A 13,642-nucleotide genomic window follows, 5' to 3' on the forward strand; every position below is an offset into this window, starting at 1 on the left:
ATGCAAGACAACTCACTTTGGTGCAGGAGTTAACATGAAAGCAGCTAAAACAACTATTTCTCTCTTTTCTATTTTTTGATATAAAATGGCATGCTTTCCGCGTTCCAAGGCGGATAATCAATCTTACAACCAATAGAGAATAAACTCATGTCGACTCGCCTACGCAAAGCAATCTATCATCCATTTTCTGGGATTATAAGACGCAAAGTCACGGATCAGCGCAGGCTGGGAAACAAGCTGGTCATGACCCTGTTGGTGAAGGACGAAATAGATATAGTAAAAAGAACTATCGACCATCACTATGCATCCGGCGTAGATTTTATTGTTGCAACTGATAATGAATCTACTGATGGCACCTATGAATTACTTTAGGAATACGAAAAACAAGGACGGCTACATCTTATACTTGAAAAAGACCAGGATTACAGTCAAGCCAAATGGGTAAATCGTATGGGGAGAATTGCTAAGGAACAATATTCTGCGGATCTGATCTTCCATTGTGATGCAGACGAATTCTGGACGGCCAAGTCAGGCAATCTCAAAAACGAGCTATTAAAATATCCTTTGGTCGATTGCCTAAGAATTGATGTTAGAAATGTCCTGTTGGAATTTAACAATTTCGAAGAGCAATTTCCGAAAAATGCGATTTATGTGGTAGAGAACCCTCTAATTCCAAAAGACATTCAGCAGGAGTCACTTGACACCTCTTTTTTTCTTTTTGCTTATCCCACCAAAGTCATATACAAGGTTCCTGAAAAATACAGCGAAGTCACTCAAGGTAATCACAGGCTGGTAAATCGCAAAGAATTTGTGCATCGTGCCTCGCAAGACATTACAATTTACCATTATCCTGTTCGAAACAGAGATCAGTTTCATCAAAAAGTAATAGCCGGCGGATCATCGTTGGAGAGAAACACTAAACTGAGTAAAGACTCCGGTTGGCATTGGCGTCGCTGGTATGAATCGTATAAGAAAGGCAACCTTGATCTAACTTATAAGCAGATGACAATTTCCCCCAGTGACGATCAAATGCTCATTTCAAACGGAATCATTCGAAAAGACAGTACACTTTCCTTGACACTATGTAAGGAAAATGTTTGATCCAAAACGAATCCTGACAAAACCTTCAGCATAAGAACGGCGAACGCTTAATTTATCCGTTATTATTCAATTGCCATGCTGAGATTGTTGCCAAGTCATACTGCCTGTGGTGACTTCTATGGTATTTATGCCAATTTGGACTTTCCCAATTCCTTCAAAGAGAACTAAGCGTATACCTCTCTCCGACATTTTTGTCAGCTATCTCGCCCAATTAGACATCAATTCTAGACACTGTAGTTTTCCAAGAATGAGGACTACAACTCCAGTTCTCTCACCTTACAACGTTTCTATTTACAGATGTAACAGCATTCAATAAAGGCATATCTCCAACACTCATCTAGCCTTCTGAAAAACTTATAAAGGCCAATCCAGCAAAGATGTCGCTCCCGGTAGATTAATGTGGAGCTTACCTCGCCTCCAAGACCCACTTCGCCGACATAAGACTGCCTGCGTTAGACCACCCGCTCAACTGTGGATCAGAGTGGATACGGGCGGTAAAAGCTATTCGAAACTATTATGCGAGAAAACTACGTATTTTGGCTTCATCATTGCAGCAGTGACGATATTTCGACGAAAACATAAGAGGCCGCAACATATGAAATATCGACCGGAGATTGACGGGCTCCGTTCTCTTGCCGTAATTCCTGTAGTCCTGTTTCACGCCGGTCTTGATGTATTTTCCGGAGGCTTTATAGGTGTCGACATCTTTTTCGTTATTAGTGGCTATCTCATCGCCAAAATCATAATTTCTGAGATCGAAAATTCATCGTTCACCTATCTGGGATTTTACGAACGTCGAATCAGACGAATTTTTCCGGCGCTGGCAGTCGTTACCCTAGTTTGCTTACTTGCCACATTTTCATTTGGTCTACCGGAACATGTCATACAAACCTCCAATTCCGGTCTTTTTGCGCTAATAGGCCTGTCAAATTTCTATTTCTGGAGCCAAAGCGGATATTTTTCGCCTGCTTCCGAATATCAAATACTACTTCATACATGGTCTCTCGGAGTCGAGGAACAATTTTATTTACTTCTTCCACCGATTATTTTTCTAATTTACAAGTTTCGTCTACGCCTGATACCGGTAATAGCTGTTGGATTGCCGATTCTGTTTCTCATATCGCTTTGGCTGTCCCAAAACAAGCCCTCTGTCGCTTTCTATTTGCTCCCGGCTCGCGCATGGGAACTGTCAATTGGCGTTGCATTGGCATGCGGCGTAATTCCGAAATCTGGTAGTACAAAATTTAATGAACTCATCGCAATTACCGGACTATTTATGGTAATTTCAAGCGTTTTTCTCATAAATAAACAAATGCAATTTCCCGGGTGGGTGGCGCTATTACCCTGCGTGGGCGCAGCGGCCATAATCTATGCGTCAAACAATACTGGCCTCGCAAGTAGTATTTTGTCACTTCCCCCATTAAGATTTGTTGGACTGATCTCCTATTCGCTTTATCTGTGGCACTGGCCTGTATTTGTGGGGTTGAGGATGTACACAGCAGAACCACATCTCAGTCCATTGATTGCGTCTATTGGAATTACCATTTCTTTCATTCTCGCTGTTTTAACATGGCACTACGTAGAAAAGCCATTTCGTTCAATATCAAGAATGTCCTTCAGACGTGTATTAGTCGGCACCTCAAGCATTGGCGCAGTGTCTATACTCGTTGCTATCATTGGCATTTCCGGCTCAGGACTTCCAAGCCGGCTTTCAGAAAATACTCAACAATTCCTATCAGCGACACAAGATATCGACCCGCTACGAGAACATTGCGAGGGAATACACCCATTATCTCAACATGCCTGTCAATTCGGCGCACCGGAAACGCCTATAGACTTCGTACTTCTAGGAGATAGTCATGCAGGTGCAATTCGGTCAGCGATTGAAAAATGGGCCATATCCTCCGGGCGTGCAGGTACGCTTCTATGGCTACGTGGTTGTCCTATGTTGTTAGGGGCGACGAAGGTTCCGGATTTCCGTTCTGTCGAATGCACTGAATTCAAAAAGGCGGTCTATAAAGCGATCGAGGCAACACCAAGTATTAAAACAGTCTTCATAGCGGGACGATGGGAACAAGCCTATACAGGTATCGCTCCAGAAATTGGCGGCTCATTTCGAACGTATTGGATTGACAACACTCATTCAGAGCACACACCGGATGTGTCGATTAGGGTGTTCGAAAATGCATTGGAAAGAACGTCGCGCACCTTCGAAAAACTGGGGGCTGAGGTCATTTTCGTTGGTGCAGTACCCGAAACAGGTTTTGACGTACCACGAGTTTTGGCCCTTGCCTCTCACAATCAGCATTCTTCCCAAGCTGATATAGTAATACGAGACTCCGAAATTAAATCGACGCTCGATAGCGTATTTCAACGAATAACCGAAACATCAATGAATTCTCACTATATTAGTATCTGGCGAAATTTTTGCGATCCCAATTGCGTTATCACTAGAAATGGTATTCCACTTTATAGCGATGATGATCATCTTACACTTACAGCGGCTAGAGACTTTCTGGGACCAATATTGACCCAGGAAATTGTGCGAAGTGCTCGACGTGTACACTGATGCATTGATTACCTAAATAAATAGTACAAGATCGGCTTTTTACAAAATCTCATCCGCAGCATGCTCTGTCTGTCAATGTCTATACGGAAAACACGAACTCAACTCCCAACAAATCCATCGCTGTCTAGCCGTGTTAAGTTGCGATGGATACTAATAGTCGTAGAGATAATTCTGGGTAGACATTCTAGTCCGAAACAGGTTAGTCCTACTTAAAAAAAACCCGGCGTTAGCCGGGTTTTGATTTACCAGGTTTTGATACACTTGAGATATAGACTCAATTGGAGCCCCTTCCCTATTCTTCTCACATCGCTTTACTGCATCGTCCAGTTCACCGTAGTGCTCTCCACTGACAAATCGGATAAACCAAAGTGAAGGTCAAGCCTGTTTTCTCCTGGCGCTAGCAGTTGATGCATATCAGGACAAACGGCGACGCTATCTTTTTCCTTGTATGGCAGGATGACACAAGCCTGAAGATAATTTGAGACGTCAACGCCGTTCAATTGACCACTAATACTGGTCACAGGCAACAGGCCTTCAACATAAATCGCCGCGTCAAAACGTTGTAGATGATGAATATTTCCATCCGACGGAACAACGCTGATTACGCCTCTTGACACTAACTCAATGGATACAATGTTACTCATGACTGTCCACGACCAGTCCTTACCCGACAAATAAACATTTTTGTCGGTAAAACTATTAAGTAGTATCGGATCTGTGATCATGTAGCTTCCATCGGAAAATAGTTGTTGTCCCTGGTTGACCATGAGGTCTATCGACATAAACCCAATGTCCATAAACGAATTCGTATTCTTAATATTCGTTTCGCTATATATATGAAAATTTGATATGCCATAATTGTTGTCGACAAATGTCATCGCGGTGATTTTATCGGTAATGGCAGACCAATTATTTGCTTTCACCTCAATAGCGCCCTTACCGGCAGGGTGGTCAAACATGGTCATTAAAGGGGGCGTATTCACGTCCTGTACACCGGCTATGTTTGTATCGATGGTATAAAACAGTTCAATAGTGTCGCCAATGGATACATTGTTAGTCACCATCGTCGAGCCACTCTGCCACATATCACTTACCTGCGCGACGACCCTATACACGTATTGTCCTAGCGTCGCTGGCGGTGGTACAGGATCTACACCGGGTATCACTGATGATTGCAGCATATCCAGGCTAAGTTCTATGCTAAACCATTCACCGTTCCTTGAACCCGAAATGAATACACTGCGAATTAAATCAAACTTTTGAATGTCGGGAACTTGTGCCGTAAGCAGCTCACTATCCAACGCCCCACCCACTACACCGTACATATTGACATTTACGCCGTCGATGGTAATGTCACCATTCGTCATAGGAGACCAACTCATGACGTAATAGCTTTCATCGTTGGGAGCCCAGACTTCGTCCTGAATATTGACTTCCAGACCAACGCCATCTAATGCGCTACTGGAAAATTTCATCCCCCCGATATTTACCACCATGCTCTCATCTTCAGAGGCGTGAACATACCGACCTACTCCAATAGTAGGATCGGAGTCTTGAGTGAGCGTGTCGATTTTGTAACTGCCATAGACTTGCTCTCCGAGGGTAATATTGGAAACAACACCGTAGGGATCATAGATATTGACTATCGAACCGCCATACGCCACGTCAACCTTTTCGGCGAAAGCAGATGCAGAAAGTACACTACCTATAATTAAAAAAAAGATGCTTTTTCTGAAAATCATATATGTCAATCCTCATTTTGATACCGCTAAAAATGTATTCCACAAAACCAATCGAGTTAAGAACTTTTACGATGTGTTAAACCGATTGAGCTTGGGCGAGGTAAAATTGCGACAAGTATGCCATCAGAACCAGGCTACTTTTATTGGAAAAGGATGCGCACTTATATCTTGAATTGACTCAGTTCAAGCCATTGAGTATTTTCGTACACCCATCATGCAATTAGCTAAGAAACTATCTCAATTCAAGGATTTTTTCGGGCTTTTTCATCTGCCAGAAACGTCTGAATTTATAACTGACAATCAGTCCAGCCAGAACGGCAAGTATTCTCCGCAAGCCGATAATCCGGCAACAATGACCGGTGACAAATCTCGACAATTCGGATTCTGGTTAAGAATTGTTACAGATTGTTGAATGTTTCCATACCAACTAGTACGTTTGTATTATTACCAATTCCCGGCCGAATTATTTTTATGACGTCTTTGTTTTGTTCACAACGATATCCAGCATTATGTAAACTTTCTGCTCACGCCACATCGTTCCAACGGCTAGAGTAATAGTCGATCGGGGATTCTTGAACAGACTCGTTTCGCATCTGTCCAATTTTCGTTTCACGAAAAATGAAAGTTTTCTCGACCGACTTTGCTAGACAACAGTTTATTGAAAAACTAAAGGTGAGTAGATTATATACGAGAAAGTGATACAATCCCCAGCGAGGAAAAACCGGAAAAGGAATCCCATGAGCCTTATCTTTAGAATGATTTGGTTATTAATCACGGCAAGAAAGAAGCCACGTTTGCCGTATATCAAACCGGAGAACGAGTTAACACTTCGCGTACTCCCCAATGATCTCGATATCAATTTGCACATGAATAATGGTCGCTATCTCACTATCTGCGATCTCTCGCGGGTCGATATGTTTATCCGTTCAGGCCTTGGCAAGACCATGTTCAAACAACACTGGATACCCATCATCACCGAACACACCATGGTCTATAAAAAGGCATTGCGCCCTTTTCAAAAATACACGGTAACCATGGCAGTGACAGGTTGGGATGAACGTAGTTTCGATATGACGCACACCTTTTTAGTCGGCGATAGAGTTATGGCTGAGGGGACGTCCAAAGGCGTCATCTATTCAAAAAAGGAAGGTGTCATTCCGCCGGAACGCGTGATGGAGACGGTAAAACAGTCTCTTTAGTTTAAACTCTGCTACTCAAACGGTGGAACAGCCGCCCTTGTTCAGCACTGAATAGGTCGCTATCTATACGATCACTATATTCCCACGATTGAAATACTCTCGACTATAAGCCCCAATAGTCGCTGTGCAAAACTGCACATACAGCCCCCCCCTCTTCTCGTACGCTATCCCTCAAGAAGACAGTACTCAAAAATAAAGAGGAACCCGTATGTATCAGGCAATTGCGCTCTCCAGCAACTACCAAAACGATGCACTGGCGTCGCACTTTCATACAACTGAGACAACTCCCGACCGCCAAGCCGACCTCACTCGCATGAAGCAAGAAGTCGCCGCCTTCAGGGGTGGAGATACCATGCGCAGCAGCGTCCAACTCGGTCTGACGTCACTAAGCCTTGTGTTTTCGTTCAGCTTAGCCGTCTATTCCGTTGACAACAGCGTAGGCTTGAGTCTGCTGTTTAGCACATTAGCCGCACTGTGCATATTGCGCCTCTTTATGATTCAACATGATTGCGGACATGGCGCATTCTTTCAGTCGAGGCGTGCTAACGATGTCGTTGGACGCATCATAGGCGTAATCACCCTCACCCCATATCAGTGCTGGCGCAGATTCCACGCTATGCACCATGCAGGTACCGGTAATCTGGAAAAGCGCGGTTACGGTGACATCAAAACCTTGACTGTTCGCGAATACCAAGCACTTTCACCGAGAGCGAAACTTCTGTACCGCTTGTTTCGTCACCCGGCGATTTTGTTTGGCGTTCTTCCCTTTGTCTTATTCTTTGTTCGTCAACGTCTAACCTACTACATTCCAAAGAACTGGATCAAGGAGCGAAAAAGCGTCCACTATACCAATGCTGGTATTGCAGTTGTTGCCATCGCAATGTCTTTCATCGTCGGTCTTGAGGCGTTTCTATCAGTCTATGTACCTGCCATGATCATCGCCGCCAGTATTGGCGTATGGCTGTTCTATGTACAACACCAGTTTGAAGACGCCTACTGGGAAAGCCAGACAAAGTGGACTTATAACGAAGCGGCTGTTTACGGCTCGTCCTATTACAAACTTCCACAGTGGGCACAATGGCTATTCGCTCATATTACTGTGCACCATGTACATCATCTCGACTGCACAATACCCAACTATCGATTAAAAGAATGTAACGAACGTGTATCTGGCTTAAAAGACAGTGCACCCGGTATCAGTTTTAGACAGAGCCTGGAGACGATTCGATACAAACTTTGGGATGAGCAGAAAAAACAAATGGTTTCGTTTAACTACTAATTAAAGGGAGATACTCCAATGATTATTTCAGGAGAATTGGCAGAAATTGCGATAGTGGCATCAAAGATTATTGCAGGTTTTGTAATCGGCTATGTTGTCGCATCGTATATTGAGTCTTATATGCATCAGAACGTATCTGACGCGCAAATGAAACGGGTCAAAAAGTGGAAGAAACACCCAAAGCTCTTTTGGTATCTTATCCGAACGCACTACTCGCATCACGTCATACACCATGTCAAGACTTTTAAGAAAGACTACGTTACGCAATTCCGTAACGAAGAAGAAAAACTAGCCTTAGACAAGGAACTCGATACCAAGGGAGCCCACGGTGAAATCATTAAAAAATCGCGCTATGCGGTCAAACTTCACGGAAGCGGCTCACTGGTGTTTGTCGCCCCGCTTTTGCCTGCGATACCGTTGTTTAGTTACACACTTGGCGCATGGAGTTTGTTGGGTGCTGTCGTTGCGCTTTCATTGCCGCCAATATTCAGTAACTACATACACCAATACCTGCATATGCCACACGAAAAGGCGATCAACACTGCACCACCTTTCATCGCCTGGCTGTTGAAGACAGAGTACTTCAAGGCAGTTGCCCGCAATCACTTTATGCATCATCGCTATATGGTGGGCAATTTCAATCTGGTACTTGGCGGAGACATCCTGCGTGGCGTAAACCGCAAGCCTACCGAACAAGACATTCAAAGAATGATAGACATCGGTTTACCTGTTACCGAAAAGCAAATCAACCTGGTTCAACAGGCCGCATAGGGGCAGACAACGATGTACACAGAAACGTTTGATAGCTATAGCGACGCAGTCGATACCACACCACTGCGTCATATCAGAAGTGACAAACAGGCTTTAGAAGTCTATGCAGAGCTAAAACAAGCCTTGCAGAAAACCGATTTCTTTAAACCCGACCCTATGGCCTACGTTTTCCGTGGCGCCTGGGTCACCGGAGGTGCATTAGCCGTCTATTCTCTGTTTCTCAGTCAGGACAACTGGGGGATTAAGCTACTGGCCTGTGTGCTCCTGGGATTCTTGTGTGTGCAGAGTGCCGCTGTCGCTCACGAAGCCGCCCACGGCGCCGTAACCAGAAGTAAAAGCCGGACTCAGAAAATCGGCCTGATGTTTATGAATGTGTTCTTCGGCAGTAGCTTCGCGTTTTGGATGGACAAACACAATCAACATCACAGAAAACCCAATAGCTGTAGCGATCCTGACATAAGAGCCGGATTTTTCAACTTTACGGAAGTGGATGCGAGATACGCAAAAGGCTTGTCACGATTTCTAACCCGCAGGCAACACATACTCATTTGGCCTCTATCAAGTCTAATGGGATTTTCATTCAAGATAGGCAGCATCCGTTACCTGATGAAGTCACCTTCAGGCAATCGACTCGATATCGTCGCGCTAGTGTTACACTATCTTTTGTGGCTAGTACCCGGAGTATTCATGATGGGGCTCGTCGATACATTGATATGCTATTTCCTTATAACCTGGTTCGCTGGCGCCTATCTGGCGTTTATATTCATTACCAATCACATTGGTAACCCAAAATATGAAGATTGTGAAACCGCACTGGGATTTCTTCGCCAGGCGGCAACAGCCAGGAATACCAGCGCAAGCCCAGTTATCACTAGCTTGTGTAATGGCCTAAATAGTCATATTGAGCATCACCTCTTTCCCTATGTTCCCTTCACGCGACTGGCATCCGGACGTGAGATCACTCGTCAAGTCTTGGAAAAATACGGCATACGCTATCACCAGACCAGTGTAATCGGAGCCTTTAAAGAGTGTTATGCATTCAACAAACAAATCGCACAATATGCACGCCAGGAGTCGCTCGCATGCTAACAAAAATAAACAATACGACCTTCCTCGACAGAGGCTATTCATCATTAGGTAGCGTCCTCTATCGCCACAAGCCAAAACTTTTTTCGCGTGGTTGGGGAGACCAAAGCGTATTCGAGTCACTCAATAGTTGGGACGCTTTTAGATCACAAGCCACTCCTATTCATATCGACTGGCAATACACAGGCAAGGCGTACCGCGGATTCTATTGCAGTGAGGGTGACTTCGAGAGTGTGTTCGATCATACGGCTATACCCGATGAATGCAGGCGTGCAAATTTTATGATGCTACTTCCGGAAAAACAATTTCGCGGACCACTTTTTGTACATCTCGCTGCTTCGGGTGATGAGGGTTATAAAAACCGTCTTGACAATATTGCCGTGCCTCTGGCGCAACAGGGTATTGGTTCAATAATATTGGAGAATCCCTTTTTTGGTCGCCGCCGTCCTAAAGATCAATTCAAGGTGCGTTTGCTACACGCGAGTGATCTACTGCTTTTGGGCGCACTCGCGGTACAAGATGTGCGCGCCCTATTGGACTGGTTTCGCCAACGTCACGACGGTCTGCTCGGTGTTACCGGCATTAGCATGGGTGGCCATTTAACCAGTCTGGCCGCCGGTCTTACGCAATATCCGCTGGCTGTTGTACCGTGTCTGGCACCACACTCGGGAACAGCAGTCTTTGTCGACGGACTGACTGCGGACCACATCGATTGGTCGCTATTGGCGAAAGAAACCGGCAGTGTTGAATCGGCCAAACAACGTATGCGAGATGCCCTTACCTTCACTTCGGTAAGCGAGATGGCGACGGCGATGAATGCCCATACCCTTGCGGGCGTATGTGCACGTAACGACGGTTTCGTACCTCTACATTCCAGTCTCGACTGGCAAAAACACCACCCGAATGGCACGTTTACGTGGCTCAACGGCGGACACGTCAGCAATATACTCTTTCGTAAACGCGTCTTTGTGGAGCAAATCGTCACCGCTGCACAGGCGAATAGTCTGGAAGAAAAAACAGATGCTATGGCAGCCTATCAAGCAAACGTAAAAGTTTGGTGATATTCATAAGCGTCGTTTGCAGAATGTGATTGCACTTCGTATCGCTTTTTCCAGCATTCCTTCAGAACGCTTGCGATTGTGAAATTATGCACTGAAGGTTTACACAAACTGCCCCACTATTGGCCTAACTGTTTGCACAATAAATTTTGAGGCTAATCTGTATGAAATCCGAAATATCAATTCAGTCCTATATGCGTGACTTGAACGAGTTTCTTGCGTTTTCACAGGGCGAGTTTTTGTCATTGAAGAATTCCGGAAAGATAGAAGTTACACCACGATGTGTTTCCTGTCTTAGCTCTGCTTTCTTTTCTGATATCCGCAATGGCGTGTGTAACAAATGTAGCGATTCTGAACACAAAAAAGCAAACGTGACAAGCGTGCAACGCGAGTCTGAGTTACTGGCGCTAGACGATCTGCTGCGTTCTGCCATCGGACGTGGACACCATCATTACGACGCCCTGGTAATGTTTAGCGGTGGAAAAGACAGCACTTACCTGCTCCATAAATTGAGAAGTGACTACCCCGGCTTAAGGCTACTCGCCGTAACCATCGACAGTGGCTTTGCCAGCCCGATAGCTATTGAAAATTCGAGACAAGTGGTTGCTCGTATGGACGGTGTAGACTCCATGATCTTTCGCGCCAAAAAGAGTCTTTTTTACAGCGCATTCCGTCACGCTCTAACGCACTTAAAGCCACAGACCTGCTATCTCACCATAGATCTTCTCGACGGCGAACTGACTTTCGACATCGGTCGTAATCTGGCGGCATCTATGCGGATTCCCCTGTTCATCGCTGGAACATCATCGGCACAGATACGTCTATTGCACAACCTGAATCATTTCGAACGTCCTCGAGAGATCATGCTGTCAAAAAGAACTCACACAACTGGCGGCTATGACATAGAAGAACTCAGTCAAGCAGGGGATCTACACTACTGGTGGGACGGAACCCAGTGGCCGGAGCACCAGGTACCAAGAAACATCTTGCCATATCATGCCTGGGACTATGACGAGAGTTTCGTCAAAGAAGAGGTCATACGTCTTGGCTATCTCGAGCCCGGCTATGACAATCCACTGGCGACAAACAATATTCTTATTCCCTTGATGGTTAACCTTGACTACGCCCGCTATGGCTATTGCGGATTTGAACCAGAATTTTCCCTTTTAGTAAGAGAAGGAAAGGCGTCACGAGATTGGTGGTGCAATGTATTCGACGCCGCAGCCTATCTCTCTGAATCTGGGCGACTGTTTCGCGATGCAACCGCATACGCCCTGAGCAAGTTAGACCTTAGTGCTGAACAGGTAGGTCTACGATATGAATAAGGCTAGCAACTCCACTATTCTCGACGTCTGCCCGCTGGTTCGATCCGACCAACTTGATCTGCTGACAGAAATAGGCCTTGATGCCTTTGGAGAGCAAGGTCCGCGGAGATATGGCCTGTCGCGAAAGGACTACTATCAGCGGCTTTTCGGTTTAAATAACAGGATTTTTCGCTTCATTTTGCGCCGCGCGAACGAACCGGTTGTCAAAGAAAATATCGCGGGATTAATCAGTGTTATTCCAACTCGTAAGCCCGTGTATAATGCGTTTCGATATGGTCAGATTAGTCAGTTTGAATTTGACGAGCATCATATCCATTCTGAATTTTGTGCCACGACAATGGATTTGTATCTGCAGACCTTGTATCTTGGAGATGAACGTTTTTCCATGGTACGTCGTATGTTTTTGGCGCTGATGGAATCGATTTCTGAGGCACTATGGCTAAATGAAGGTGCGGGTTCGCAACGCGATATCACGTTATTCGGCGAAGGGGTAAGCCAGGAAGGAAGACGGCTGATGCAATCCTTCAATATGGAAATTGCCGGAACCTCCCGAGAACAGAACCCCGTATTTGCAATACAACATTCAAAAGACCATCCGCTTCAGATTACGACACCACACAGTAAGATTAACGCCAGTTTTCAAAAAGTCATAGGAAGAATAGCTGCGTGAGTTTCGAACAACAAAGAATCTGGATTACAGGCGCTTCGTCTGGCATAGGCGAAGCGTTGGCACGACAACTCGCCGCACAAGGCGCTTCGCTCATACTGTCTGCCAGACGAGATCAAGAGCTCACACGAGTCAAAAATGAATGCCGGAATCCCGAGCGGCATATCGCTGTTTCATTAGACATGAAGCAACCGGACCAAATTGTAGCGCGTGTCGAGGAGATCGAAAGTGAGTTTGGACCTATCGACGTGTTAATCAATTGTGCAGGAGTCAGTCAACGTTCGACCAGTGAGGAAACAACCGCCGAAGTGGAAAGAGAGATAATGGAAATCAACTACTTCGGCACGATTAACATCACAAAAGCCGTACTCAAATTCATGCGCAAACGTGGACATGGCCAAGTTGTCACGGTAAGTAGTGTAAGTGGGAAGATTGGCAGTCCGGGTAGGACCAGCTATTGCGCATCAAAACACGCCATACTTGGGTATATGGATGCACTAAGGGCCGAAGTCAAAAAACACGGAATAGACATTGCGGTCATCATGCCTGGCTATGTACAAAGTAATCTTGCGATCAACGCGCGTCTAGGAGATGGTAGTCAATTCGGAGCTACAGACCGTCTTATCGCAAATGGCATGAACGTAGAACAATTCGCCACACGTATGATCAAGGCCATCAAACAAAAAAGAAAAGAAACCGTCATCGCCAAAGGAATCTCCCTGGCGGGATATTATCTTCATCGCCTGTCACCTAACCTGTATCACAAATTACTGCCTAATTTCACGGGTTGAATCAGGCGAACGTTTATTCGCAATCGTTCCCGACATGTCCATGCGCTACTCGCC

General features: G+C 45.3%; 12 protein-coding genes. 11 read left to right on the top strand and 1 reads right to left on the bottom strand.

The features are described 5' to 3' along the window. Positions 1-147 precede the first annotated feature (147 nt). The 3 genes from OEZ43_05490 to OEZ43_05500 all read left to right on the top strand — a co-directional run bounded on the left by OEZ43_05490 (position 148) and on the right by OEZ43_05500 (position 3,670). Positions 148-372: a glycosyltransferase family 2 protein gene (locus OEZ43_05490; GenBank protein MDH5545024.1), complete on the top strand. Its 225-nt coding sequence runs from the start codon at positions 148-150 to the stop codon at positions 370-372. 78 nt (positions 373-450) lie between these two features. Next, entirely contained in the window at positions 451-1,101 is a 651-nt protein-coding gene (locus tag OEZ43_05495; protein ID MDH5545025.1) for a hypothetical protein, read from the top strand. Positions 1,102-1,696: 595 nt separating this feature from the next. Then, positions 1,697-3,670: an acyltransferase gene (locus tag OEZ43_05500; GenBank protein ID MDH5545026.1), complete on the top strand. Its 1,974-nt coding sequence runs from the start codon at positions 1,697-1,699 to the stop codon at positions 3,668-3,670. 311 nt (positions 3,671-3,981) lie between these two features. On the opposite strand, the gene OEZ43_05505 is transcribed toward OEZ43_05500, so the two are convergent. Further along, a complete protein-coding gene (locus OEZ43_05505; protein ID MDH5545027.1) occupies positions 3,982-5,412 on the bottom strand; it encodes a hypothetical protein in 1,431 nt (476 codons plus the stop codon). 737 nt (positions 5,413-6,149) lie between these two features. Between OEZ43_05505 and OEZ43_05510 the strand changes: the two genes are divergently transcribed. The 8 genes from OEZ43_05510 (at position 6,150) to OEZ43_05545 (ending at position 13,588) form a co-directional block, all read left to right on the top strand. Further along, positions 6,150-6,611 (top strand): acyl-CoA thioesterase, encoded by a 462-nt coding sequence (locus tag OEZ43_05510; protein ID MDH5545028.1) that lies wholly within the window; start codon positions 6,150-6,152, stop codon positions 6,609-6,611. Between the two features lie 208 nt (positions 6,612-6,819). Beyond that, positions 6,820-7,890 carry a fatty acid desaturase gene (locus OEZ43_05515; GenBank protein MDH5545029.1) on the top strand — a complete coding sequence of 357 codons (1,071 nt, stop codon included), beginning with the start codon at positions 6,820-6,822 and terminating at the stop codon, positions 7,888-7,890. An 18-nt stretch (positions 7,891-7,908) separates the two neighbouring features. Further along, positions 7,909-8,661: a hypothetical protein gene (locus OEZ43_05520; protein ID MDH5545030.1), complete on the top strand. Its 753-nt coding sequence runs from the start codon at positions 7,909-7,911 to the stop codon at positions 8,659-8,661. Between the two features lie 12 nt (positions 8,662-8,673). Continuing rightward, positions 8,674-9,750: an acyl-CoA desaturase gene (locus OEZ43_05525; GenBank protein MDH5545031.1), complete on the top strand. Its 1,077-nt coding sequence runs from the start codon at positions 8,674-8,676 to the stop codon at positions 9,748-9,750. Beyond that, positions 9,744-10,808 carry an alpha/beta hydrolase family protein gene (locus tag OEZ43_05530; GenBank protein MDH5545032.1) on the top strand — a complete coding sequence of 355 codons (1,065 nt, stop codon included), beginning with the start codon at positions 9,744-9,746 and terminating at the stop codon, positions 10,806-10,808. The genes OEZ43_05525 and OEZ43_05530 overlap by 7 nt, the downstream gene beginning before the upstream one ends. Positions 10,809-10,969: 161 nt before the next feature. Then, complete coding sequence (locus OEZ43_05535) at positions 10,970-12,130, top strand: hypothetical protein (protein MDH5545033.1); 1,161 nt, start codon at positions 10,970-10,972, stop codon at positions 12,128-12,130. Next, a complete protein-coding gene (locus tag OEZ43_05540; protein MDH5545034.1) occupies positions 12,123-12,800 on the top strand; it encodes a hypothetical protein in 678 nt (225 codons plus the stop codon). Before OEZ43_05535 ends, OEZ43_05540 begins: the two co-directional genes overlap by 8 nt. Next, the gene (locus OEZ43_05545) at positions 12,797-13,588 is read left to right on the top strand and encodes an SDR family oxidoreductase (GenBank protein MDH5545035.1); all 792 of its coding nucleotides are present in this window, start codon (positions 12,797-12,799) and stop codon (positions 13,586-13,588) included. The genes OEZ43_05540 and OEZ43_05545 overlap by 4 nt, the downstream gene beginning before the upstream one ends. The last annotated feature ends 54 nt before the right edge of the window (positions 13,589-13,642 follow it).

This window comes from Gammaproteobacteria bacterium (assembly GCA_029881255.1).
Taxonomy (GTDB): Bacteria; Pseudomonadota; Gammaproteobacteria; order S012-40; family S012-40; genus JAOUMY01.